21 protein-coding genes are annotated in these 24,479 nt (G+C 44.2%); 7 read left to right on the top strand and 14 right to left on the bottom strand.

Going from position 1 to position 24,479, the window contains the following annotated elements; all coding sequences use genetic code 11:
* Window positions 1–101 precede the first annotated feature (101 nt).
* The 5 genes from dnaE (at window position 102) to CDH51_RS09280 (ending at window position 7,927) form a co-directional block, all read left to right on the top strand.
* Complete coding sequence (gene dnaE / locus CDH51_RS09260) at window positions 102–4,394, top strand: DNA polymerase III subunit alpha (protein WP_100628337.1); 4,293 nt, start codon at window positions 102–104, stop codon at window positions 4,392–4,394.
* Window positions 4,395–4,513: 119 nt separating this feature from the next.
* Entirely contained in the window at window positions 4,514–4,834 is a 321-nt protein-coding gene (trxA, locus tag CDH51_RS09265) for a thioredoxin (RefSeq protein ID WP_026947986.1), read from the top strand.
* Between the two features lie 67 nt (window positions 4,835–4,901).
* Window positions 4,902–5,936 (top strand): tRNA 2-selenouridine(34) synthase MnmH, encoded by a 1,035-nt coding sequence (gene mnmH / locus CDH51_RS09270; protein WP_100628338.1) that lies wholly within the window; start codon window positions 4,902–4,904, stop codon window positions 5,934–5,936.
* On the top strand, window positions 5,929–6,969 hold the full coding sequence (gene selD / locus CDH51_RS09275; protein WP_100628339.1) for a selenide, water dikinase SelD: 1,041 nt from the start codon (window positions 5,929–5,931) through the stop codon (window positions 6,967–6,969). The genes mnmH and selD overlap by 8 nt, the downstream gene beginning before the upstream one ends.
* Window positions 6,970–7,015: 46 nt before the next feature.
* Window positions 7,016–7,927 (top strand): TolB family protein, encoded by a 912-nt coding sequence (locus tag CDH51_RS09280; RefSeq protein WP_100628340.1) that lies wholly within the window; start codon window positions 7,016–7,018, stop codon window positions 7,925–7,927.
* Window positions 7,928–7,931: 4 nt separating this feature from the next.
* Here CDH51_RS09280 and CDH51_RS09285 read toward each other — a convergent pair whose 3' ends face one another.
* The 9 genes from CDH51_RS09285 to cmk all read right to left on the bottom strand — a co-directional run bounded on the left by CDH51_RS09285 (window position 7,932) and on the right by cmk (window position 15,860).
* The gene (locus tag CDH51_RS09285; protein ID WP_100628341.1) at window positions 7,932–8,486 is read right to left on the bottom strand and encodes a DUF502 domain-containing protein; all 555 of its coding nucleotides are present in this window, start codon (window positions 8,484–8,486) and stop codon (window positions 7,932–7,934) included.
* A gap of 179 nt (window positions 8,487–8,665) precedes the next feature.
* Window positions 8,666–9,286, bottom strand: a complete 621-nt coding sequence (locus tag CDH51_RS09290) for a 3-keto-disaccharide hydrolase (RefSeq protein ID WP_100628342.1) — start codon at window positions 9,284–9,286, stop codon at window positions 8,666–8,668.
* Between the two features lie 206 nt (window positions 9,287–9,492).
* Window positions 9,493–10,104: an NADH:ubiquinone reductase (Na(+)-transporting) subunit E gene (nqrE, locus tag CDH51_RS09295; RefSeq protein ID WP_100628343.1), complete on the bottom strand. Its 612-nt coding sequence runs from the start codon at window positions 10,102–10,104 to the stop codon at window positions 9,493–9,495.
* A 15-nt stretch (window positions 10,105–10,119) separates the two neighbouring features.
* Window positions 10,120–10,803: an NADH:ubiquinone reductase (Na(+)-transporting) subunit D gene (locus tag CDH51_RS09300; protein WP_100628344.1), complete on the bottom strand. Its 684-nt coding sequence runs from the start codon at window positions 10,801–10,803 to the stop codon at window positions 10,120–10,122.
* 29 nt (window positions 10,804–10,832) lie between these two features.
* A complete protein-coding gene (gene nqrC, locus CDH51_RS09305) occupies window positions 10,833–11,600 on the bottom strand; it encodes an NADH:ubiquinone reductase (Na(+)-transporting) subunit C (protein ID WP_026947979.1) in 768 nt (255 codons plus the stop codon).
* A complete protein-coding gene (locus CDH51_RS09310) occupies window positions 11,587–12,786 on the bottom strand; it encodes an NADH:ubiquinone reductase (Na(+)-transporting) subunit B (RefSeq protein ID WP_100628345.1) in 1,200 nt (399 codons plus the stop codon). The genes nqrC and CDH51_RS09310 overlap by 14 nt, the downstream gene beginning before the upstream one ends.
* A 3-nt stretch (window positions 12,787–12,789) precedes the next feature.
* Complete coding sequence (locus tag CDH51_RS09315; RefSeq protein WP_100628346.1) at window positions 12,790–14,142, bottom strand: Na(+)-translocating NADH-quinone reductase subunit A; 1,353 nt, start codon at window positions 14,140–14,142, stop codon at window positions 12,790–12,792.
* Window positions 14,143–14,275: 133 nt separating this feature from the next.
* Window positions 14,276–15,172 (bottom strand): 4-hydroxy-3-methylbut-2-enyl diphosphate reductase, encoded by an 897-nt coding sequence (locus CDH51_RS09320; RefSeq protein WP_100628347.1) that lies wholly within the window; start codon window positions 15,170–15,172, stop codon window positions 14,276–14,278.
* Window positions 15,153–15,860: a (d)CMP kinase gene (gene cmk, locus CDH51_RS09325; RefSeq protein ID WP_100628348.1), complete on the bottom strand. Its 708-nt coding sequence runs from the start codon at window positions 15,858–15,860 to the stop codon at window positions 15,153–15,155. Before cmk ends, CDH51_RS09320 begins: the two co-directional genes overlap by 20 nt.
* A gap of 119 nt (window positions 15,861–15,979) precedes the next feature.
* Between cmk and ade the strand changes: the two genes are divergently transcribed.
* Window positions 15,980–17,602: an adenine deaminase gene (gene ade / locus CDH51_RS09330; RefSeq protein ID WP_100628349.1), complete on the top strand. Its 1,623-nt coding sequence runs from the start codon at window positions 15,980–15,982 to the stop codon at window positions 17,600–17,602.
* A 36-nt stretch (window positions 17,603–17,638) separates the two neighbouring features.
* On the opposite strand, the gene CDH51_RS09335 is transcribed toward ade, so the two are convergent.
* Complete coding sequence (locus CDH51_RS09335) at window positions 17,639–19,219, bottom strand: peptide chain release factor 3 (protein WP_100628350.1); 1,581 nt, start codon at window positions 19,217–19,219, stop codon at window positions 17,639–17,641.
* A gap of 166 nt (window positions 19,220–19,385) precedes the next feature.
* Complete coding sequence (locus CDH51_RS09340; RefSeq protein ID WP_100628351.1) at window positions 19,386–20,621, bottom strand: sensor histidine kinase; 1,236 nt, start codon at window positions 20,619–20,621, stop codon at window positions 19,386–19,388.
* Between the two features lie 147 nt (window positions 20,622–20,768).
* On the opposite strand from CDH51_RS09340, the gene CDH51_RS09345 reads away from it, so the two are divergent.
* A complete protein-coding gene (locus tag CDH51_RS09345) occupies window positions 20,769–21,239 on the top strand; it encodes a Dps family protein (RefSeq protein WP_100629395.1) in 471 nt (156 codons plus the stop codon).
* Window positions 21,240–21,373: 134 nt separating this feature from the next.
* Here CDH51_RS09345 and CDH51_RS09350 read toward each other — a convergent pair whose 3' ends face one another.
* From CDH51_RS09350 to CDH51_RS09360, 3 genes are read right to left on the bottom strand one after another with little or no spacing between them, the layout of a single operon-like run.
* On the bottom strand, window positions 21,374–22,681 hold the full coding sequence (locus tag CDH51_RS09350) for an ABC transporter permease (protein WP_100628352.1): 1,308 nt from the start codon (window positions 22,679–22,681) through the stop codon (window positions 21,374–21,376).
* Entirely contained in the window at window positions 22,674–23,567 is an 894-nt protein-coding gene (locus tag CDH51_RS09355) for an ABC transporter ATP-binding protein (RefSeq protein ID WP_100628353.1), read from the bottom strand. The genes CDH51_RS09350 and CDH51_RS09355 overlap by 8 nt, the downstream gene beginning before the upstream one ends.
* Window positions 23,568–23,574: 7 nt before the next feature.
* On the bottom strand, window positions 23,575–24,462 hold the full coding sequence (locus tag CDH51_RS09360; protein WP_100628354.1) for a hypothetical protein: 888 nt from the start codon (window positions 24,460–24,462) through the stop codon (window positions 23,575–23,577).
* Between the last annotated feature and the right edge of the window lie 17 nt (window positions 24,463–24,479).

Here is a 24,479-nt window from a genome sequence, read left to right on the forward strand (position 1 = left end):
AGAAAATCAATATCTTATCGAAATTCTGAGACAATTCCCGCCGCTCCACTTTTTTGACTGATCGAATTACCCTAATTTGAAGCCTCAATTTTCTGTGCTGTATGTATATTATTTTCGATACCGAAACCACCGGTTTACCCCGCGATTACAATGCTCCCATGTCCGATGTGGACAACTGGCCTCGGCTGGTTCAGCTGGCCTGGCAACTGCATGATGCTAAGGGTAAACTGATATCCAATCATAACTACATCGTCAAACCAGAGGGTTTTACTATTCCCTATAATGCCGAAAAAGTCCATGGAATCTCCACCAAGAGAGCTCTCGCTGAAGGATATGACCTGAAAGAGGTTTTGGCGATTTTTGAGAAGGATGTCGCTGAGGCCAAGCATCTGGTCGGTCATAATATCGAATTTGATATTAACGTGGTCGGGTCCGAATTTATCCGAGCAGAATTGGGAATGCCGCTAACGGCCAATCCACTCGATACCAAGGATATTTCCACGGAGTTCTGTGCGATTCCAGGGGGAAAAGGCGGAAAATTCAAATGGCCTACCCTCACTGAATTGCATCAAAAACTATTTGGTAAAGGCTTTGGCGATGCCCACGATGCCGCCTATGATGTGGATGCCACGGCACGCTGTTTCTTTGGCTTGATAACCCATGGAGTACAAAAGCCTGAGGAAGGTATCAGTATCCAGGAAGTCGTCTATGAAGCACCCGATCTAGCAGAAGCAAATTTCGCTCAGGCCAAAGACGAACAGAAAGTTGCAGCCAAGGAAGTTCTGAAACAAGCCGGGAAAGCGGATATCTCTGAATTGGTCGATGTACCTTTTACGCATCTCCATGTCCATACTCAGTATTCAGTTCTACAGGCTACTTCGGAAATACCTGCCCTGATTGCCAAGGCAAAGTCCATGAATATGCCTGCCATCGCTATGACAGATCATGGCAATATGATGGGGGCTTTCAATTTTGTGAAATCTGCCATGGTAGCAGATATCAAACCCATTATCGGCTGTGAATTCAACCTGTGTCGGGATCGAAAAAACAAATCCAACAAGGATGATGGATACCAAACGGTCCTACTAGCCAAAAACAAGGCCGGTTATCACAATCTCGCCAAATTAGCTTCCTATGCCAATATTGAGGGTTTTTATTACCTCCCAAGAATTGACAAAGAAGTACTTGTGCAGTACAAAGGCGATCTTATCGCGACCACCGGCGGTCTCTGGGGAGAGATTCCTTTTTTGATTTTGAATGTGGGCGAAACGCAGGCAGAGGAGGCCTTTATCTGGTGGAAAGAGCAGTTTGGAGAGGATTTCTACGTCGAGCTCAACCGACACGGGATTCCTGAGGAGGAAAAAGTCAATGAAGTACTTTTAGAATTTGCCCGCAAATACAATGTCAAGTATTTCGCAGCAAACAACACCTATTACAATGACAAAGCAGATGCTAAAGCGCATGATATTTTGCTTTGTGTGAAAGACGGTGAATTGGTGGAAAAGCCGAAGAAATACATCGGAAAGCGAGGAAGGGAATATCGATATGGACTTCCCAACGATGAATTTTACCTCAAGTCTCCTGAGGAGATGAAAAAGCTTTTCGCTGATCTTCCAGAGGCCATCGAATGTACGCACGAGATTGTCGAAAAAATAGAGGCATACAAGCTTGCCCGAGAAGTACTGCTTCCAAAATTTGACATACCCGAGGAGTTCAAAGACCCTCAGGATGAAGTGGACGGTGGCAAGCGTGGTGAGAACGCTTTTCTCCGCCACCTGACTTATGAAGGAGCAAAGAAACGATACAAGGAAATTACCCCTGAGATCCAAGAGCGATTGGATTTCGAATTGGAGACCATCGAGCGAACAGGTTATCCGGGTTACTTTTTGATTGTACAGGACTTTACCCGAGCAGCTCGGGATATGGGCGTATCAGTCGGCCCGGGTCGGGGTTCGGCAGCAGGATCAGCCGTAGCTTATTGTATTGGAATCACCAATGTGGACCCGATCGAGTATGACCTCCTTTTTGAGAGATTCTTGAATCCGGATCGGGTATCTCTTCCCGATATTGATATTGACTTTGACGATGAAGGTCGTGGACGGGTCATCGACTATGTGATCAAAAAGTACGGTAGCAATCAAGTAGCCCAAATCATTACCTACGGTACCATGGCTGCCAAATCAGCCATCCGAGACACGGCGAGAGTTTTGAACTTGCCCCTCCAGGAAGCAGGCCGACTGGCTAATTTGGTGCCTGACTTGAAATTGAAAGTGCTTTTTGACCTGGCGAAAAATAAATCTGCCTTGGCGGATAAATTGAAGGGACAGGGTGAACTGATCCAAAAAGCCGAAGAACTACTGAAAATCGCACAGGGTCAGGATGATTCTGCCAAAACTGTCAATCAGGCAACCGTATTGGAAGGTTCCGTTCGAAATGTAGGAATCCACGCCTGTGGTGTAATCATCACGCCGGACGACATCACCAATTTTGTTCCGGTAGCTTTAGCCAAGGATTCCGAGATGGTTTGCACCCAGTTTGACAACTCCGTGGTCGAATCAGCTGGCTTGCTCAAAATGGACTTTTTGGGACTCAAAACCCTCACTCTGATCAAGGATGCGATCAAAATTGTGAAGGAGCGACATGGAATTCAGCTTGATGCGGATGCTTTTCCGATAGACGACGAGAAGACTTATGAGCTTTTTCAGCGGGGTGAAACAGTCGGTATTTTCCAGTACGAATCCGCTGGCATGCAGAAGTACATGCGGGAACTGAAACCTACCGCATTTGCCGATTTGATTGCTATGAATGCCCTGTATAGACCAGGACCTTTGGCTTACATTCCAGAGTTTATCGATCGAAAGCATGGCAAAAAAGAGATTAGCTATGACCTGGATGATATGCAAGAATATCTCGAGGAGACATACGGGATTACGGTCTACCAAGAGCAAGTAATGTTGCTTTCGCAAAAATTGGCTGATTTCACCAAAGGTGAGGCCGACGTACTTCGAAAGGCCATGGGTAAAAAGCAAAAGGACGTCCTCGATAAAATGAAACCCAAATTTATCGAGCAGGCAGCTGCAAAAGGCCATGAACCTAAAAAGTTGGAGAAAATCTGGACAGACTGGGAAGCTTTTGCCTCCTATGCCTTCAATAAATCCCACTCGACCTGCTATGCTTGGGTAGCCTATCAGACAGCCTATCTCAAGGCGCACTATCCGGCCGAATACATGGCTTCCGTCCTCAGCAACAACATGAACGATATCACGCAGGTGACATTCTTCATGGAGGAGTGTAAGCGAATGGGAATTCCTGTTTTAGGGCCGGATGTCAACGAATCCAAAAGTGGCTTTACGGTAAACAAAGATGGAGAAATCCGATTTGGAATGGCTGCCATCAAAGGAGCCGGCGGTGCTGCGGTAGAAGAAATCATCCTGGAACGTGAAAAAAACGGGCTTTACACCTCCTTCTTTGAATTTGCGAAGCGAGTAAATCCAAAAGTTCTCAACAAGAAAACGATGGAGGCTTTGGCAATGGCAGGAAGCTTTGACTGCTTTCCTGAATATCATCGCCGCCAATACCTCGAAGCGCCTGAAGGTGATATCACCTTGATCGAGAAGGCAACCAAGTATGCCCAACGCCTACAACAGGAAAAAGAAAGCTCGCAAGTGAGTCTATTTGGAGGAGCAGGCGGAGGAATGGACGTCCCCGTGCCGTCTGTATCACCGATGGAACCTTTCTCCCAGCTTCAGCAGCTCAACATTGAAAAAGAAGTGGTCGGGCTGTACATTTCAGGCCATCCGCTTGATCAGTACAAATTGGAAATTGAGTCTTTCACCAACTGCAGCTTGTCAGAGCTCAATGATCTCCCAGCTTTGCAAAACAAAAAAGACATCAACCTTGCCGGTGCAGTCACTGACTTTGCCCATCGGACTACCAAAAATGGGAAGCCTTTTGGGACACTAACCTTGGAAGACTATCAGGGAGGCTTTACTTTCTACCTTTTCGGAGAGGATTATGTGAAATTCAAAGAGTATTTCATGAAAGGCTGGTACCTCTTTGTGAAGGGCGGAGTCAGTCCGAAGAAGTGGAATCCCGACGAAATGGAGTTTAAGATTTCATCCGTCATGTTACTCTCTGAGGTTCGGTCAAAAATGGTCAAAGGCCTTCGTGTAAACATTGACCTGGATGATCTAAACTATGACCTGATGGAAAAGCTGGAATCCATGACTCAGAAGTATAAAGGGGAAGCAAAGCTTTATTTCAACGTGATCGACCGAAAGGAAAATATCAGTCTGGAGCTCTTTTCGAAGCGCTTTCTGATCGACCCGAGTGAGGAGCTGATTAAGGAACTGCAAACTATCCCTGACATCGTCTATAAGATCATGAGTGAGTAATTGTAAAAGTCTGACTATGACTCATAGAGAATTTTTTAAACACAATTTGAACTTAATGAAGATACATAGGCTTTCTCTAATATATTTGGAAAATCGAACCGAACTAAACACATCAAATAATGGCAAAAGCAATAGAAATTACTGACGCAAATTTTGAAGAAGTCATCAAATCAGAAAAACCAATCCTAGTGGATTTTTGGGCAGAGTGGTGCGGACCTTGTAAAATGATCGGACCTATCGTAGAAGAGCTCGCAGGAGACTACGAAGGCAAAGCTGTCATTGGAAAAGTGGATGTAGATTCCAATCCAAGCGTAGCACAGGCATTTGGCATTCGCTCTATTCCTACCCTTCTATTCTTCAAAGACGGGCAGATTGTAGACAAGCAAGTAGGCGCAGTACCTAAAGCAATTCTTAGCCAGAAATTAGAAGCTCAACTCTAATTTCTACTTCAAGTATTTAAGATGCCACCGGAGTGATTCGGTGGCATTTTTTTATATTCGACCTCCTATGAGTGAGACCCTGATTACGCTTTCTGATTTTTTTGAGCTTCGCAAAAGCCTTCCCATCCTGGATGCGAGAAGCGAAGGGGAATTTGCGCAAAGCCATATTCCCGGAGCCATCAATCTGCCCATTCTGAATGATCAAGAGCGAAAAATAGTCGGAACACTCTACAAAGAAAAAGGTAGTGAAGCTGCAACACTGAAAGGCTTTGAGTTGGTAGGACCTCGATTTCATGAGATTCAGCAAGCAGCGATTGAAAAATTTCCCGAAAGAAAGATAATCCTTTACTGTTGGCGGGGCGGAATGCGCAGTCAGATTTTATCCTGGCTCTTAGGAATGGTCGGATTTGAAATTTTCCGTATCAAAGGAGGATACAAAACCTACCGAACCTTTACTTTCGAAGAAGTCCGAAAAAGCAGAAAGCTCATCGTTTTGGGTGGAAAAACCGGGACAGCAAAAACAGTTTTACTTCAATTGCTCAAATCATCTCAAGAGCAAGTAGTCGACTTGGAGGACTTGGCCAATCATAAAGGTTCTTCCTTTGGTGGAATCGGACAGCCTCCCCAGCCTACTGTGGAGCAATTTGAAAATTTACTTGCTGAAGAACTCCTGCCTTTTGTAGGAGAAAAAGCCATTTGGGTAGAAAACGAAAGCAGAAGAATCGGTCGGATTATCCTGCCGGATGCATTTTTCGAACAGATGAAAAGCAGCCCACACATCGATATTCAAAAATCGCTGGAAGAGCGGACCGATCACATTGCAAATGAGTACGCAAAACTACCTCAGGATTCCCTCAAAAAGGCCGTCCTGAGACTGCAGAAGAAACTGGGAGGACTCCGAACGCAGGAAGCTTTGGATGCAATAGATGCAGGAGAACATACAAAATGGATCCAAAATCTTTTGATCTACTATGACAAAACCTACGAATTTGAGTTAGATAAGCACCCAAAGGATCGAACGGTTTCCTTGGATCTCTCCGGCCTAAGCTTGGACCAACAGTGTAAACTTTTACTGAAAGCAAAAGAAAAATTCTATGAATGAGACCCCTATCAGATTGACCGAATGGAGTGAAGGCTCTGGCTGCGGCTGCAAAATCGCGCCTGCCATCCTGGATCAAATTCTTTCATCCAGCAACTCATTTAGCCAAAGCGACTCAAACTTGCTAGTGGGCAATTCGGGTAAAGATGATGCGGCGGTGTATCAAGTGAGTGAGGATATTGCGCTAGTCAACACCGTAGATTTTTTCACTCCTATTGTAGACGATCCTTTTGATTTTGGACAGATCGCCGCTGCCAATGCGATCTCGGATGTATATGCCATGGGCGGAAAGCCCTTATTTGCGAATGCGATTCTGAGTTGGCCTGTAGAAAAACTTGCACCCGAACTGGCAGCCAAAGTCATGGAAGGGGCGAAAAGTATCTGTAGCAAGGCTGGTATCGAACTCGCAGGAGGTCACAGCATCGCTGCCAAGGACCCGATTTTCGGACTTTCAGTGAATGGAATCGTACATCCCCGAAAGATCAAAACCAATCAGGGAGCCAAAGAAGGTGACCTGATTTTTCTGACCAAGCCACTCGGAATCGGCGTCTTGGCTACGGCATTGAAACGTCAAAAGATCCAAAATCAGGACTATGAAAAACTAGTGAATACAGCCTGCCAATTAAATAAAATCGGGGCTGTCTTGGGAAATCATGAGGAAGTGCATGCCATGACAGATGTGACAGGCTTTGGGCTGTTGGGACATTTGATCGAAATGGCAGAGGGAGCTGAACTTTCAGCAGAACTAGCGATTGGTCAATTACCATTGATTGAGGGAATTCAGGACTATATCGATCAGTTTATTTTTCCAGACAACACCTATCGAAACTGGAACGCTTACAATACCAAAACAGAAGGAGTCAAGGGTATGGATCTGGTCAAACTCTGCGATCCACAGACCAGCGGAGGACTATTGATAGCAGTTTCGCCAGAAAATCAAACATGGTTTGAAGACACGCTAAAACAAGCCAATCAAGAAGTTTGGCAAATAGGATCTTTTACTCCAAAGCAAAAATTTACAGTAAAGGTAAGCTAGGTCAGGATTGGGTTTTGTAAATTAAAAGCAACAAACCTAGCCTAAAATGAACCTAAGAATCAGCAATTTCCTGTTTTCACTAGCCCTTTTCTTTACTTACTTATCAGCCATGGCCCAAGTTCCAGCATCTATCGAAAGTGAATTAGTCATTTTGAATGTAGAAACGCTGGAGCAAAAAGTGATTTTGAGAGAAAAGCGACACTTCGAAGCGCCAAACTGGACTCGGGATGGAGATTATCTTTTGATCAATGCCGCTGGAAAACTGGAAAAAATTGATTTGGAAGGAAATAATTTGGGGCCGATTTTCCCAGATCAAATCACTCGGATCAACAATGATCATGGCTTGAGTTTTGATGGGAAAACCATCGTTTTCAGCAAAAATGAGGAAGGAATGGGATCGCGTATCTACACCATTCCCACAGCGGGCGGAACTGCCAAACTCATCACCCCTAAGTATCCCAGCTATTGGCATGGAATCAGCCCGGATGGAAAGACGCTAGTATATTGTGCAGAAAGAGATGGTTCTTGGGATGTCTGGGCTATCTCGACCCAAGGGGGCGAGGAAGTTCGATTGACCGACGCGGAAGGATTGGACGACGGCCCGGAGTATTCTTATGATGGAAAATGGATCTACTTCAACAGCCACCGAACCGGCAGGATGCAAGCCTATCGGATGAAACCTGATGGAAGCGGGCAAGAGCAACTGACTTTTGATGACTTGGACAATTGGTTTCCCCACCCATCGCCGGATAGTAAAAGTGCCGTAATAATTTCTTACTTGGAAGATCAAAAAGGTGCCCATCCATTCGGAAAAGACGTGAAGCTTCGACTACTCGATGTAGAAACCAAAGAAATCGAAGATCTGACAGAAGTCTTTTATGGCGGCCAAGGCACGATCAACGTGCATTCTTGGTCACCAGATGGGAAGTGGATTGCTTTTGTGAGGTATTATATATAGATAATTACCTCAAACTCGACACTCCTCCCGAAACCATAAACTTCATCACGTCGGTACTTTTGACTCCTTTGAGTGGCTTGATCTTATCTTTGGGTACCAGAAAAACATTACCGGAGACATTGTAGCTATGCGGAAAATACACGGCCACCAAGTCCGGCTCACCGATATTGGACATGTCTTCCTGTGTGATAAAACCCAGCCGGGATAAGTTCTCAGAAATTTGTACAATCACCGGACTGCTGAACTTCTTCTTTTCACCCACAAAAGCTCCCATCAGGTCTTTAATCGAGGTATAGAGCAAATTCACCAAGGGAATCTTAAATACCCCTCGCTCAAACCACTCAAAAAACGGCTTGGTAAAGAACAAACTCGCCAGATAGCCAATAAACGTAATCAAGGCCAAAACCATCAGAATCCCTATACCGGGAATAGGCACCGGAATCAGACCATCTAAAAAGATAAAAATCGCATAAATCACATAGACTGTCACTGCCAAGGGAGTCAGAAACAGTAAGCCTCTCAGAAAGTAGGATAAGATTCTTTTATAGGTAAATGCCATAGGGGACGGAATTCAAAAATATCATATTAGTCAAGAGACTTTTTTTGTCAGGCTGAGCGAAGTCGAAGCCCATTTTCTATTTTTTAGTGTTTCAATCCAAATTCTTATCAAAAGGAGCATTTAAAACAAACCAGGAACCATGGATGAACTGATTACATTCAACACCTTAACTCAATTTTTTAATCCAAAACCTTAATTTTCACACTGCGGTAATAAATCACGGATTCGGGATCATGTGCTTGTAAAGCGATTGTCCCCGAGCTGAGCTTTTTGGTTCCTAAATCACCGCTTCTCACCTCCGACTCATCATACTCATTGATAGTCTTTCCGTTGATTTTCACAGTGATTTGATCACCTTGGACGATTACATGCTCCGTGTACCATTCCCCATCCTCTACGTAGACTTCACGTACGTCTTGGAAAGAATACACACTCCCGGTTTTTCTCCAGTCAGAATGAGATTGATTGACCTGAATTTCATAGCCTACATTTGGCCAACCGTTTTCTTGGTATTCTGTATGAATAAATATCCCTGAATTGGCCTTAGGCATGGTTTTTACTTCCACCATCAGCTCGAAATTCTTAAAATCATGATTTCCTACCGGCCCTACATAAAAGGCGTGGGCACGTGGACCATCAACTTTAATTACTCCATCTACTACCTGGAATGAATCTGGATTTTCGGAAACCTTCCAACCTTCCAGATTTTCTCCATTAAATAACTCAATCCATTCTCCGGATTGAGCAAAAGAAAGCTGGGAAATAAGAAAGAGGATTAAAAATGATATGGACGTTTTCATAGCGTGAGATAAGGTTTGAAACAGTAAGATACGACCTGTAGCGGTAGCATTCCAAACCTCTGAAAAATAAATAGTCCTCGCGATGCAAATAAAAAATTCGTCATTGCGAACGAAGTGAAGCAATCTAAATTCAATAATTAAGATCGCTTCGTTTCTCTCGCGATGACGAATCAATAATGTGTTTCCTATGAAAGGAATTCTAATCCTTAAAGGTCAATCCCCATAAAGGACATAAATGCGATTCCCATCAAGCCTGTCAAAAGCATGGTAATACCCAAACCTTTCAAACCATTAGGAACTGCAGAATATTTTAATTTCTCACGAATAGCAGCCAAAGCTACAATTGCCAAGAAGAATCCTGTTCCGGAACCGAATCCGTAGACAGCAGATTCAGCCAGAGTATAGTCTCGCTGAGCCATGAAAAGAGATCCACCCAAAATCGCACAGTTTACAGCGATCAAAGGCAAGAAGATACCCAATGCACCATAAAGAGCAGGAGCGAACTTTTCAACGACCATTTCCACCAACTGTACCATCGCAGCAATAATCGCGATAAACATGATGAATCGAAGGAAAGTCAAATCAACAGTAGCCAACTCAGCATTGACCCATCCAAGAGCACCTTCTTTCAAGACATACTCATTCAAAAGCCAGTTGACTGGAACAGTCACGGTCAATACGAAAATAACCGCAGCGCCTAGTCCTAGGGCAGTACTTACTTTTTTGGATACAGCAAGGAAAGAACACATGCCGAGGAAGTAAGCGAAAACCATGTTGTCGATAAAGATCGACCGAATACCTAAATTGAATAATTCCATTTCTTCTACCGGGTTTTAGTGTTCTACATAGCCTGTCTTGGTACGCTGTACCCAGATGATCAATCCAAGTATGACGAAAGCTCCTACCGGAGAAACCATCAGACCATTGGTGGCTAGTTTGAAATCAGGACCAAAGATGCTAGAAACATAATCAAAAACAGGGACTCCAAAGACGGATCCAGATCCCCATAGCTCTCTGAAGAATGCTACCGTCAAAATGATCCAAGAGTATCCTAAGGCCGAACCAAAGCCATCCAAAACAGAATCATAAGGCTTGTTACCTAGAGCAAATGCTTCTAGACGACCCATTACAATACAGTTAGTAATGATAAGACCTACGAAAACTGAAAGCTCCTTGTACATATCGAAAGCAAAAGCTTTCAATACTTCATTTACAAGAGTTACTAGGGATGCTACTACTGCAAGCTGTACAATGATTCGTACTCGGCTAGGGATGGTATTTCTCATCAATGAGATGACCAAGTTGGACATCACCATTACGAATATTACCGAGATAGCCATTACCAGGGTTGGCTTCATCTGGGTCGTCACTGCCAAGGCAGAACAGATTCCCAATACCTGAATGGTGATGGGATTATCATCCACTAATGGGTCACTAATCAGTCTTTTTCTACGCTTCGAAAGTAAAGCCTCAGCTGGCTTTTTTTCGATTGCTTTTTCTACAGTTTCTGTACTCATATCAATTAGATTCAGTGAAGTGGAGAATATTAATTTACGACCGCTAGGGTTGTAGATGATTTTTTAGAATCGATAAATGCTTTGTAATGACCTAGGTAATTACTCAACATATCGTTGACACCATTTGCAGTAATGGTTGCTCCAGACATTCCATCTACTTTGTGAGGCTCACCGGTATAATCTTTTCCTTCTCCCTTTTGCATACTTACAGCCACAAGCTCGCCTTGCTCATTGAAGATCTCTTTGCCTACAAATCGCTGCTGTACACCAGACTCAGTGATTCTAGCTCCCAAACCTGGAGTCTCTCCAGCATGGGCGAAAGTCACACCACCAATGGTATTCATATCAGTATCCAAGGCTACGAAACCCCAAATAGCATCCCAAAGTCCAGCTCCATAAACGGGGAAGATATAAGATTGAACCGCTTCCGCATTTCCTTCTTCATGAAAGATGAAAACTGGGAAGAGTCTTTCTTCTACTGGCTTCTTGTAGTTCTTACCGATATCCACGCTCTCAGCTGTAACGGGAGTTCCACCCTGTTCGGTTACTTCATTTCCCTCGATATCAACTACTACAGTAGCGATATGAGAGTTGTAGAAAGCATTGATTTCCTCAGCTTTCATAGAGCCGATTTCCTCTGCGGAAATTACAGCACCTAGAATTTGCTTCTTCTTATCCAAAGCCTCTGCTTCTTTCTGAAGTGGACCTAGGACTTGAGAAGTCCCAGATAGAAGAAGACCCAATACAACGGTCAAAATGACCGAAAATGTGATGATATATGCGTTAGACTGTTGCACGTTGTAACCTCCTTGTTTTGTTTGCTTTCACTACGTAATAGTCAATCAATGGTGCGAAGACGTTCATCAAAAGAACGGCTAGCATAATTCCTTCTGGATAAGCTGGATTGGTTACTCGGATGATAATGGTCAAAGCACCAATCAAGAATCCATAAATCCATTTACCAGTTTCAGTTTGTGATGCTGATACGGGGTCAGTAGCCATAAATACTACACCAAATGCCAAACCACCCATCACCAAGTGCAAGTGTGGAGCCATTGCCATGAATTCATTAGCTGCAAAGAGATTCATTACTAATCCCATTACATAAGCACCCCCAAATCCGGATACGATGATTTTCCAGCTTGCTACACCTGTACCGATGAGAATTACAGCTCCGATCAAAGCCATCAGAGTAGAAGTCTCACCAATGGAACCTGGAATCCAGCCCATGAACATATTCATAAAGCTAAAGTCGGCTCCGATCGATGCATTGTGCTGTGCCAAAGCCTGACCTGCGTCTACACCTTCCACACCGGCATTGTATGCAACTGCCAAAGCTGTAGCTCCAGAGTAGCCATCAACTGCAGTCTTGTCTGCTAAGTAAGTCCAAACTTGATCTCCGGAGATTTGGGCAGGATAAGCAAAATACAAGAATGCTCGCGCAGTCATGGCGACGTTCAAAATATTCATACCTGTACCACCAAATACTTCCTTACCAATCACCACAGCGAAAATCGTCGCTAGAGCCACTTGCCAAAGCGGAATGTATGGAGGCATAACTAGGGCAATCAGCATACCTGTCACCAAATAGCCCTCAGAAATTGGGTGATTTCGGATGACACAGAAAGTAAATTCTGTCAAAAGCCCTACTGCGTAGGAAACGATCAGAATAGGAAGAACTGATATTGCTCCAAAAACAGCTTTATCAATCCAAGTAGCTGCTTCGCCAGTTGCCATAAAATGCTGGTGTCCTATGTTCAGGATACCAAAAAGCAAAGCTGGAACCATGGCGATCACCACGGTGATCATCACTCGCTTAAGGTCGGTCGCATCTTTGATCTGAGCACCTTTGGCCTTGGTAGTCAAGTCCGGTGCAAAGGCAATCGTGCGGTGACCCTCATAAAGGGTGTGAAATTTTTCCCATTTGCCGCCCTTTTCAAAGTTCGGCTTAATACTATCGAAGAGATTTTGTAATGCCTTCATATTTTAGCTATACATTAATAATTCTATCCCACTTCTTACCAACTCCTGCAAATCATTCTTAGAAGGATCTACAAATTCACATAAAGCCACATCTTCCTCTATGATCTCATAAAGACCAAGCTGCTCCATCTCGTCAAAGTCCTCCGCATGGATTGCTTTGAATAGGTAGGTTGGAAGAATGTCCATTGGAAGCACTTTTTCAAATACACCGGATACTACAAAAGGTCGCTCCTCACCGTGCGTATTGGTGTCTACTTTGAACTCTCCTTTGTTGAGGAAAGAAAGCATCCCGATCGCCTTGTGGAAGCTGAGTTTGGAAGTGGTAGGTTTCAACCAACCCAAAAACTCTTCATAATCGCCTTCTGGAATTACGGTGATTTGATTGTGATAATATCCCAAATACCCTTCCATGGAGATTTTTTCACCGGTAAGAACGTTGCCGGAAATCACACGGATATGACCGCTTTGTAGATTTCCTTTCACATAATTAGTAACGGCTGAGCCAGAAATTGTTTTCACATATCCACGCTTGGATAGTTCAGACCCTGTCAGGACAATGACTTTGGAGGCATCATACTTTCCTTCCAAAACCAACTTTCCAATCTGCGCTACTCCCACTGGATTTACTGTCCAAACCAAATCACCTTTATTGATAGGATCAAGATGATGAATCTGCACGCCTACGTTTCCAGCAGGATGAGGGCCTGAGAATCGGTTGATTTCTACATTTTTTGCTTGCGAAAATAATGAAGAACCCTGCTCGTCGCCATTAATATTGAGGTGAACCTTTCCGCTTGTCAATTTGGTCAATGCATCTAGACCAGCCTGAAAATAAGCTTCTTGTCCTTGAAGAACGAAAGCCATATCAGGAGACAAGGGATTAGTGTCGAAAGCTGAAACATAAATCGCTTTTGGCTCATCAGCCGGATTGGCAATGACACCAAAAGGACGCTGAATGATATGAGGCCAAACACCTCCTTGAGCTAAGCGATCCACCAAGGTCTCACGATCTATTTTGCTTAGATCAATTTTGCCCAAATCCTCGTAGGCAACTTCCTTGTCAGCCAGAATTCTAATTTCTAGAAGTTTGCGCTTTTCACCTCGCTTGACCTCGATGATCTCACCGGATACCGGGGCTACAAACTTCACCTGTTCCATGGCTTTGTCGAAGAAGATGGGTGTTCCCGCTTTGACGGTATCTCCTTCATTGACCAATACTTTGGGGCGCTGTAGGCCTACAAAGTCTGTTGGCTTAACGGCAAAGGTTTGAGCTGGGGCGAATTCAACCATTTCTTTGGCTGCCTTCCCTACCAGATTGATATCAAAGCCTTTCCTCAGCTTGACGGTTTTTGACATATCTTATTGTAACTATGGGCTTTTGAAAAACGCCCCAAATCTAATAAATAACCTTTTTATTTTGAGGTTAATTGGGTTTTAATCTTGCAACTTTATGATTGATGGCAGAGAAAATCCACTTAGACCTTGGCTATCAGGCCATCAGCGCATTTTCTTCTAAGGATTCAAGATGCTCTTTTACCTGTTCCATTAGCCACATGGGCGTCGAGGTAGCACCACAGATTCCTACTCTGTCCGTAGTTTCAAACCACTCAGGTTGAATCTCTGTTTGGTTTTCCACGAAAAAACTTCTTGGGTTTTCTTCGAGGCATACCTGATAAAGGGCCTTACCATTACTACTCTTCTTCCCAGACACGAAAATGATCACCTCATTTTCCTGCGCAAATTTGCGCAATTGAGGTTCTCTGTTGGAAACTTGTCGGCAGATAGAGTCATTGGCATTGAAGTCCAGTTCTGTGAGTTCGCCCTTGGATGCTTTAATCCGCTCTTCGATTTTCTGCGAAAGCTCATAAAAGCCTTTGGTGCTTTTGGTCGTCTGACTGAATAGCGTCACCGGACGGTTGAAATCGATTTTCTCCAAATCAGCATCCTCCATCACCACAATAGCCTTCTCCAGCGTCTGCCCGGTCAGTCCAATCACCTCGGCATGACCCTTTTTACCATAAATAACGATCTGACCGTCTTCCCGCTCCATCTTATCAAAAGCTGTCTTGACTCGATGCTGAAGCTTCAGCACTACAGGACAGGAAGCATCGATGAGCTCGATATTATTTTGAATGGCTGTTTTATAAGTCTCTGGCGGCTCTCCATGGGCACGGATCAGGACCTTACAGTCACTTAATTCGGAGAGCTGATCCCGGTCGATGACGACTAGCCCCTTTTCAGCCAAACGCTTGACCTCCATGTCATTATGAACGATATCGCCCAGGCAATAGAGCTTATCCGACTGCTCCATCTCATCTTCTGCCATTTTGATGGCAAATTCTACCCCAAAGCAATAGCCTGAATTCTTATCGATGGTTACTTGCATAATCTTCCGTCTGTTTGATTCTTTGCTCAGCCAAGTGCACGATCTGTGCCACTTGCTCTGCAAAAGTCAAATTACTAGTATCTATTTCTACCGCATCAGCCACCTTGAGAAGTGGGCTTTCTTTGCGATTGCTGTCTATTTCGTCGCGCTGACCAAGGTTAGCTTTGATATCCTCTAGATCTACCAATTCTCCCCGCTCGATCAATTCCTGCTGTCTGCGAGCAGCGCGGGTTGCCAAGTCAGCTGTCATGAATACCTTCAACTCAGCATCGGGAAAAACTACCGACCCAATATCCCTACCATCCATGACCACGCCTTTTTTCCTCCCTAAACGTTGCTGCTGCGCAACAAGTTCTTCCCGGATTTCTTTGACCTTGGCAAAGTCACTGACACGCTCAGAAATCCGCATACTACGGATATCCTTTTCCACATTCAAGCCATTGAGATAGGTCTCTTGCTGTCCGGAATCTGGATTTGCTTGAAAGGTGATTAACAAATCTTCAAGACCTGAGAGAATGTCTTTGGGATTGGTAGGTGAAAGGTGTCGATTCAGAAAATGAAGCGTAACCGCCCGATACATAGCCCCCGAATCGATATAGGTATAGCCCAAGTCCTGGGCCACCGCTTTTGCTGTAGAACTCTTTCCGCATCCGGAATATCCGTCAATTGCAATGACTATTTTACCCATTCAAAAAGTAAGCTTCCCCCTTTTAGTTTTCTGGGGCAAATATAGTAGTTTTAGCACAAATGAAAGGGAGATTTGAAGGTTTTCCTATTTCAAAATATTGAAGTTAAATTCTGATTTTCATGACTATCCAAGCCCAACTCGTCGATATCCATCACCGCCAAATCCGGTCGGTAAACCTTTCTGTAGAAGATGGTCAAATCTCAAAAATCGAGGAAATAGCGTCTGATTCTAGCCTTCCCTACCTGATGCCGGGATTTATCGATGCCCACGTCCATGTGGAATCTTCCATGCTGGTACCTTCGGAATTTGCTCGCTTAGCTGTCGTTCACGGAACTGTTGCCACCATCTCCGACCCGCATGAGATCGCCAATGTCTGCGGAATGGAGGGCGTAGAATACATGATAGCAAATGGCAAGCAGGCCCCCTTTCATTTTTTCTTTGGAGCTCCTTCTTGTGTCCCGGCCACTCCTTTCGAAACGGCAGGAGGTGAAATCAACGCGCAGGATATCGAAAAACTAATGAGCAGATCAGAGATTCTGTATCTAGCAGAGATGATGAACTGGCCAGGAGCGGTCAATCGGGATCCGATTGTGATGGAGAAGATTGAGATTTCCAAAAAATATGGCAAACCCATCGATGGACATGCGCCGGGTCTAATGGGGAAAATGGCCGAAAAGTATGTATCCGCAGGGCCCAGCACGGATCATGAGTGCTTCACCTATGAAGAAGGGCTAGGCAAAATCAAACTCGGAATGAAAATATCCATCCGGGAAGGTTCAGCTGCCAAAAACTTCGAGGCCTTGATCGATTTGATCGATGAATACCCGGAAATGATCATGTTCTGCTCGGACGATAAGCATCCGGACAATCTGGCCATCAGCCATATCAATGAATTGGCTGCGCGGGCAGTGGCCAAGGGAAAAGATGTCTTTGATGTGCTAAAAGCAGCATGCCTGAATCCCATCGAACATTATTCCCTACCGGTAGGTCGACTGCGTGAAGGAGATCAAGCTGATTTTATTTTGGTCAAGGATCTGGAAAAGTTTGAGGTGCTGGCGACTTATATCCAAGGCCAAAAAGTAGCTGAAGACGGAAAAACCCTGATTCCCCGGATCAAAAATGAGGTGATCAACAACTTCCATACCTCGCTCAAAAAATCGGAAGACTTCAGAATTTCCGCTTCGGGCACCAAGGTACGCGTCATCGAAGCCTTGAACGGACAATTGATCACTCCAGAAATCGAGGGAGAGATTTTGGTTCAGAATGGCTTTGCGGAATCCAATCCTGAAAAAGATATTTTAAAAATCACTGTAGTCAATCGCTACGAAGATGCCTCTCCAGCGGTAGCTTTTATTAAAAACTTCGGCCTAAAATCCGGAGCGATCGCCTCCTCCGTAGGTCACGACTCTCATAATATCATCGCTGTTGGTGTAGATGATGAATCCATCTGCCGGGCGGTGAATATCCTTATCGAAGCGAAAGGTGGCATTTCGGCAGTTACAGGAGAGAAAGAGGAAGTCCTTCCCCTACCCGTAGGAGGGATTATGTCACCCGAAGATGGTTATCAGGTCGCCGAAGCCTATACCCGAATCGATCGAATGGCCAAGGAAATGGGTTCTTCCCTAAATTCTCCCTTTATGACACTGAGCTTTATGGCTTTACTGGTGATTCCGGATCTGAAGCTGAGTGATAAGGGCTTGTTTGATGGAAAGAGGTTTAAGTTTACTGATGTTTTCCTGTGAAAAAAAGCCAGAAAATTAAATCTGGAGGGTTTTTCATCAAAACTCCGAGGTAAAGTGAAACTCGATCTCGGGATAATTGTCCTGCACCATTTGTAGCCATGCTTTGGACTCGGCCATAAAGACTAGCTTGCCATCCTTGTCATGGGCGATGTGACGATTTTTGGATCGAACAAATTCATCCAATTGCTTTTTATCCTTACTGCTGATCCAGCAGGCTTTGTATAAGTTCATCGGGTGAAATTCGACCGTGGCATTGTATTCATTTTTTAAGCGAAACTGAATCACCTCAAACTGAAGCTGCCCAACTGTACCGATCACCTTTCGCGACCCCATATCGAAGGTAAACAGCTGCGCCACCCCTTCTTCCATCAGTTGCTTGAGCCCTTTTTCCAATTGCTTGGTCTTCATCGCGTCCTTATTGACTACTTCCCGGAAGATCTCAGGAGAAAAGCTAGGAATACCCGTAAAAGTCAAATCCTCTCCATCCGTGATCGTATCCCCGATCTTCAAATTACCAGTGTCGTATAATCCGACAATATCTCCTGGAAAAGCTTCATCAATAATTTCCTTGTCCTGAGCCATAAACTGGGTCACGTTGGAAAATCGTAATGGCTTTGGACCTCTGACGTGATTGTAAGGCTTGTTTCTTTCAAATTTGCCAGAGCAAATCCGCAAGAAAGCGATCCGGTTTCGGTGATTGGGATCCATATTGGCATGAATCTTAAAGACAAAGCCAGAAAACTTGGATTCATCCGGAGTCACTTCGCGAACATCGGTTTGACGGCTTTTGGGCGCTGGAGCGATTTTGATAAACGTATCCAGCATTTCATTCACCCCGAAGTTGTTGACCGCTGATCCGAAAAATACCGGCGCAACCTTTCCTTCCAAGTACTCCTTCGGATCAAAATCCGGATAGACTCCCTCAATCAGTTCCACATCTTCCCGAAGCTGATCTGCGAGGCCATTCCCGATCAAGCGATCCAAGGAGCCATCCTCCAAATTCTCAAAAACCTGTCGGTCATCACTTAGTTTTCGCTGAGAAGGTGTGAAAAGATTAAGCTTTTTTTCATACAAATTATAAACGCCCTTGAAACTTTTACCCATTCCGATTGGCCAGGAAAGCGGTCTGACCTTGATATTGAGTTTTTCCTCCACCTCATCGAGCAAGTCATAAGGATCTCGCCCTTCGCGATCCAGCTTATTGATAAAGCAGATCACCGGGGTATTCCGCATGCGGCAGACCTCCATGAGTTTTTCGGTCTGAATCTCTACCCCTTTCACACAGTCGATGACCATGATCACGGAGTCCACGGCAGTCAAGGTCCGATAGGTATCTTCCGCAAAGTCCTGGTGACCCGGCGTATCGAGTAGATTGATTTTGATGTCTTTGTATTCGAAGCCCATGACCGAAGTCGCCACGGAGATTCCCCGCTGCTTCTCGATTTCCATCCAGTCAGACTTGGTAGCCGTGTCGATTTTGTTGGATTTGACGGCTCCCGCCGTATTGATCGCACCACCAAAAAGGAGGAGTTTTTCCGTCAAGGTAGTCTTCCCAGCATCCGGGTGAGCAATGATGGCAAAGGTTCGGCGCTTTTTGATTTCGTCTTTCAAACTCATGGATTGTAAATTTCAGGGGGCAAAGGTAGGGAAAAAACAGTTGGAAGGTTTAAAAGTGGGAAAGTAGGAAGGTGTATAAGTCTTAAAAATCCAGAATACTCCATTGAAGAATTAAAAGCTTTGGTCCTTAAATTTCATGTCTAGTATTTCCAACCTCGCATTTCCACTAGTATTCTAAAATTCCCTCCGTCACAAACTGCTCTGCTCCCTCAATGGTACTATGCAGGATGATGCGAAAAGTGGTACCATTTCCGATTTCGGAAGTTTTGACGAAAATTCTTCCACCATGATAGCCTTCAATGATGCGCTTTGCCAGGGTCAAGCCCAGTCCCCAACCCCGCTGCCTTGTAGAGAATCCTGGGTTGAAAACTTTTTTGAAATTGCGCTTTTCGATGCCCTTACCCGTATCAGTAATATCCACAATCACGAATTTGTCACTATCCTGTAGGATATCGATCTCAATCCGCCCCTTTCCTTTCATGGCATCCACGGCATTTTTGCAGATATTTTCGATGACCCATTCGAAGAGTGGCTTATTCATCATGGCGTCGAGATTTTGCGAGTCAGCATTGATGATGAGATCCACTTTCGTCGAAATCCTAGGTCGGAGATAGTTGATCGTCTCCTCGATTGCTTGATAGAGGTTTTCGGATTGGATGACTGGCTTACTGCCGATGCTACTGAAGCGCTCTGTCACCATTCGAAGCTTCACCACATCTTTGTCCATTTCCGTGATGATTTCCTTATTTTCTTCCCATACAGGCGAATTGCGCAGGTAGTCAATCCATGCCATGAGTGAGGCAATGGGAGTCCCTAGTTGATGGGCAGTTTCTTTGGTCAAACCTGCCCAAACCCGGTTTTGCTCCGCGATTTTGCTTTGATTGAATAGTGCATAAGCCAAAACTCCAAAAATCAAGATTACGGCCAGCTGCACATAGGGATAGTAGCGAAGATTGGTGAGCAGCTCTGAGTTGCGATAAAAGATCTGAATATCTGCTTCCCGCAGCAAAATGGGCTCGTATTCTGCCTTCATCTCTTCCAGCTCCTCGGCAAGGATCTTAGTCGAGTCTTGGGCGGAAGCATTTTTCCGAAAGGGAATATTTCGAAACTCCAATGGAGCTCCACTTGCATCCACCATGATGATGGGAATGGAGTAATTTTGCTGAATGATCTCCTGATTGATAAAGGAGAGGTTATCCGCATTGCTTGCCGCATACTCCAAAGCACTGGATAGCAATTCGATTTGCCTTCGCTCCCGAGCTTTCAACTCCTCCACCAAACGATTGGTATACCAGATGGACCCCGCTCCTATCAAAATAGACAGCGCCACTACCAGCCACTTCACCTGTCGTCGGTTTTGGTAAAAATCAATAGAAGTAAGATCCTGAAAACGGTTTTTCATCGGGTAATTTTCGCTGATATATTTTAGCTATTAACTCTCAATTTCGATAGAAAGTATATGATAGCTATAGAAATTATCAGTTGGTATCAGAGGGTAATTTTTAGTAAATTTAAAGTATTAAATGAAAGACAAAAACAAACAAACAATATGAAAACGAACGACATAGGATTAGAGGTAAAAGAAACCGCGATTTTGGTGAATAAGCTCAACACCTTATTAGCCAACTATCAGATCTACTATCAAAACTTGAGAAACTTCCATTGGAACGTTAGCGGACCCAATTTCTTTGAGCTTCATGCGAAATTCGAGGAATTGTACACCACCGCAAATGAAAGTGTAGATGAAGTAGCTGAACGAATTCTAACATTGGGTGCTAGACCATTCTCTTCGTACGGCGAATACATTGAAAACTCCTCCATCAAAGAGGCATTGAAAGTATCCGATTCCAAGCAAATGGTAGAAATCACAAGGGATAATATCAATACACTATTGGATATTGAACGAGGAGCCTTGGAAGCTGCCGCGGCGCAAGGCGATGAAGGTACAGTCACCTTGATGAGTGATTACATCACAGCCAAAGAAAAGGTAGTTTGGATGCTCTCAGCGTACCTTAGATAGTCATCAAAGGACAATCATCAAAAATCCTGACCACTGATGGTCAGGATTTTTTTTGAAGTAATAAACCCCAACTCCGGGGACAGATCTAAAATTTTTTACCCTAGTTTCTTGACTCTAGATTCTTGTCTCTACTATCAATTACTGGTCTTAATCCATTTCCAAAGGGTTTTGTAGCTAGGCTTGGTGCCATGCATCAGAATTCCGATCCGATAGATTTTTCCTGCCAACCAAGTAGTGGCCAAAAAACCCAAGACCAATAATCCCATGGAAAGCAAAAGCTCCCAGAATGGAACGCCGTAGCTGATCCTACCCATCATAGCGATTGGAGAGGTAAGTGGCACAATAGACAGCCAAAAAGAGGTCGTACTATTAGGATCTTGAAGTACAAACACAAACAATCCCATGTAGGCTACGATCAATGGAATAGTCACCGGCAGCATAAATTGCTGCGCATCTGAAGGTGCATCCACTGCAGAACCTATCCCAGCGAACAAGGCACCATAAAGTAAATAGCCTCCCAGAAAATAGAATACGAAAGCGCCTACTAGGGTGACGAAATCAATTCCTTGAATTACCGCTAATATTTCACCCAGTTCTCCATTTGGTACGGCTTCACCCATGTCTGCCTGAGCCATTTCCATGGCTTGCTGCTGGGGCATCTGCATTCCCAAAAACCCTGTCACCACGGTAGTCAGCGTTCCAATTAGGACAATCCATATCAGCAGTTGGGTAAGTCCTACTCCTGCAATTCCGACGATTTTACCCATCATCAACTGAAAAGGCTTCAGCGAAGAGACGAGGATTTCCACGATTCGACTGGACTTTTCCTCAATCACCCCTTGCATGATTTGATTACCATAGATGAAAATGAACATGTAGATCAAAATGCCAGCAAGAAACCCGATAGCATAGTTGACGGTGGCATCGGACACCCGCTCGCCTCCTTCTTCATCGAGAGTAATTGCCGTCACATCGACGGAAGTACGGATTTCTGAAAGGATTTGGGGGTCTATCCCCGAGTCATAGAGGCGCTGATCTTCAATTTTTTTGCGAAGACTGCTCTCCAAATAGGAAATCAAATTCATATTTGGATTTTCTTCCCCGTAGTAAGTGATACCCTGAGGATCTTCCAAGTCAATTTTTGGAATCAATAAAAAACCATAGCGGTCTCCTTTTTGAACTAGCTCCTTTGCTTCCTCCACACTTCTGTCTGAAAAAGAAAAAGCGTATTGATCGGAGCTTTCCATGAAAAAGAGATTGTTTTCATCTACAACTTCGATGATCCGAAGGGATTGATTTTCCTTTTCCTCCACAGCTATCCAAATAAATATCCCCATTATCGCAGGAAAGATTAATGGAGTCAGTAGCGTCGCTAGCAAAAAGGATTTTTTCTTCACTCGAGATAAGTACTCGCGCTGAATGACTAACCAAATTTTATTCATAATCCCTATTCTTTACTTGGTGGATAAAAATCTCTTCCATACTTGGAATCTTTTCTTGAAATCTGGCCACTTGCCCCATCTGCATGAGTTCTGCTAGCAATTCATTTGGGGTTTTGCCATCCAAGGCAAGGGAGAAATGCCAAAGCCCTCCATCCTCTACAGCTTTCCAAGCGGAAGGTAGAGGGGCTTGGAGATCTTCCAAAGTGACATGAAAAATATTTGGGCGATAACTTGACTTTACTTCTCTGATACTTCCATCCAGGATTTTACGGGATTTGTTGATCATCGCCACCTGATCACAAAGCAACTCTACGGACTCCATTCGGTGCGTACTGAGGATGACTGTGGTCCCCTTTTCCTTCAGCTCCAAAATCTCATCCTTGATAATCTCCGCATTGACTGGATCAAACCCAGAAAACGGCTCATCCAAGATTAATAATGCAGGTTCATGAAGAATAGTAGAAATGAACTGAACCTTCTGAGCCATCCCTTTGGATAGGTCCTCGACCTTTTTTTCTCTCCAGCTGAGCATGTCCATTTTCCCAAGCCAAGCATTGATTCTTGATTTGGACTCTGCTTTGCTCATACCTTTCAATTGAGCAAAATACAGCATCTGATCCCAAACTTTCATTTTCTTGTAAAGACCGCGCTCTTCTGGGAGATAGCCTATTTGAGAAATATGATCCGGAGCGAGTTTTTTACCATTGATATGGATCTCACCTGAGTCGGCATCGATGATTTGGTTGATGATTCGGATCAGGGTTGACTTACCGGCGCCATTTGGACCAAGTAATCCAAAAATCACCCCTTTGGGAACATGCAAATCCACGTCTGTCAGGGCGCGGTTTTTCCCGTAGGTTTTATTTAGTTGTTTTATTTCGAGCATGGTGGTTTTATTCGACTTTGAGCGAACCTACGCCAACGTCTATGATCAGATCCATCAACTTTGGATCATCAGCCGAAAAGCCTCTGGTCACGTAGGTTTCACTATCTATTTGTCGGAGGTATTTTGGCAGGGAGGTCCGGCACATAGCCGTTGTTTTCATTTTGATCCTGACTGGATAATTTTCCGAAGGAATCTTGAGGTATAGCGAACCGGCGCCTACAGCAGCAATCACTTGGCATTTGGAAGCCATACCATCACTGAAATTTAGGTTTATTTTACCATAATTCACTTCAAAAATCATTTTATCCGCATTCGAAAAGTTGGCGTCACGGATATCGACTGTTCCCATATTTAAAGTTACCAACAGGGTATCCATTAAAATACGATTGGGCTCTCGGTCACTATAATGAATGAGGACGTCTGCACTGGCACTTTGCACCTTGAGTTGACTGACCGGTAGATTTGCCAAATCAATTTCTGCCATACCGACACCTAGGTTAAAATTCAGATGATACAGGTAATTAGATCCTAGTCCTATATCCCAAGAATGTCCAAAATCGTCCTTTGAAGTAGAAAAAATCTTAGAAGTGAGGCTTCGCCCTAGATTATCAGATTGGATATTTTTATGACTGAGCTCCGCGTGCAAGATCCGATCAGCAATCCAATGATCAAAAACCGGTAGAATATTCACATTATCCAAATGCCCGTGAATCTGCACAGGTTCGCTGGATCGGGATCGCTTTAGGTGAGTGGTGCTTTTGTATGAAGAAAAATCAAGCTGCACCATTTCAAAGCCTTCTTTCTCGGGAGTCCTAAACTCCTTGACCAATTGTGCCTTGCTTACGCCTATCCCACTGATGATTCCAATAAGAAGCAGACAGAATTTTTGAAGCATACGGATAGGTTACGAGC

It is taken from the genome of Algoriphagus formosus, assembly GCF_002807035.1.
Lineage (GTDB): Bacteria > Bacteroidota > Bacteroidia > Cytophagales > Cyclobacteriaceae > Algoriphagus > Algoriphagus formosus.

What these genes read in the sequence shown, in the direction of transcription:
- ade (WP_100628349.1), top strand. Translation starts at nt 15,980, where the DNA reads ATGACTATCCAAGCCCAACTCGTCGATATCCATCACCGCCAAATCCGG.
- selD (WP_100628339.1), top strand. Translation starts at nt 5,929, where the DNA reads ATGAATGAGACCCCTATCAGATTGACCGAATGGAGTGAAGGCTCTGGC.
- CDH51_RS09355 (WP_100628353.1), bottom strand. Translation starts at nt 23,567, where the DNA reads ATGCTCGAAATAAAACAACTAAATAAAACCTACGGGAAAAACCGCGCC.
- CDH51_RS09310 (WP_100628345.1), bottom strand. Translation starts at nt 12,786, where the DNA reads ATGAAGGCATTACAAAATCTCTTCGATAGTATTAAGCCGAACTTTGAA.
- CDH51_RS09290 (WP_100628342.1), bottom strand. Translation starts at nt 9,286, where the DNA reads ATGAAAACGTCCATATCATTTTTAATCCTCTTTCTTATTTCCCAGCTT.
- cmk (WP_100628348.1), bottom strand. Translation starts at nt 15,860, where the DNA reads ATGGGTAAAATAGTCATTGCAATTGACGGATATTCCGGATGCGGAAAG.
- CDH51_RS09280 (WP_100628340.1), top strand. Translation starts at nt 7,016, where the DNA reads ATGAACCTAAGAATCAGCAATTTCCTGTTTTCACTAGCCCTTTTCTTT.
- CDH51_RS09340 (WP_100628351.1), bottom strand. Translation starts at nt 20,621, where the DNA reads ATGAAAAACCGTTTTCAGGATCTTACTTCTATTGATTTTTACCAAAAC.
- CDH51_RS09285 (WP_100628341.1), bottom strand. Translation starts at nt 8,486, where the DNA reads ATGGCATTTACCTATAAAAGAATCTTATCCTACTTTCTGAGAGGCTTA.
- CDH51_RS09335 (WP_100628350.1), bottom strand. Translation starts at nt 19,219, where the DNA reads ATGAGTTTGAAAGACGAAATCAAAAAGCGCCGAACCTTTGCCATCATT.
- CDH51_RS09320 (WP_100628347.1), bottom strand. Translation starts at nt 15,172, where the DNA reads ATGCAAGTAACCATCGATAAGAATTCAGGCTATTGCTTTGGGGTAGAA.
- CDH51_RS09345 (WP_100629395.1), top strand. Translation starts at nt 20,769, where the DNA reads ATGAAAACGAACGACATAGGATTAGAGGTAAAAGAAACCGCGATTTTG.
- CDH51_RS09350 (WP_100628352.1), bottom strand. Translation starts at nt 22,681, where the DNA reads ATGAATAAAATTTGGTTAGTCATTCAGCGCGAGTACTTATCTCGAGTG.
- dnaE (WP_100628337.1), top strand. Translation starts at nt 102, where the DNA reads ATGTATATTATTTTCGATACCGAAACCACCGGTTTACCCCGCGATTAC.
- trxA (WP_026947986.1), top strand. Translation starts at nt 4,514, where the DNA reads ATGGCAAAAGCAATAGAAATTACTGACGCAAATTTTGAAGAAGTCATC.
- mnmH (WP_100628338.1), top strand. Translation starts at nt 4,902, where the DNA reads ATGAGTGAGACCCTGATTACGCTTTCTGATTTTTTTGAGCTTCGCAAA.
- CDH51_RS09315 (WP_100628346.1), bottom strand. Translation starts at nt 14,142, where the DNA reads ATGTCAAAAACCGTCAAGCTGAGGAAAGGCTTTGATATCAATCTGGTA.
- CDH51_RS09360 (WP_100628354.1), bottom strand. Translation starts at nt 24,462, where the DNA reads ATGCTTCAAAAATTCTGTCTGCTTCTTATTGGAATCATCAGTGGGATA.
- nqrE (WP_100628343.1), bottom strand. Translation starts at nt 10,104, where the DNA reads ATGGAATTATTCAATTTAGGTATTCGGTCGATCTTTATCGACAACATG.
- CDH51_RS09300 (WP_100628344.1), bottom strand. Translation starts at nt 10,803, where the DNA reads ATGAGTACAGAAACTGTAGAAAAAGCAATCGAAAAAAAGCCAGCTGAG.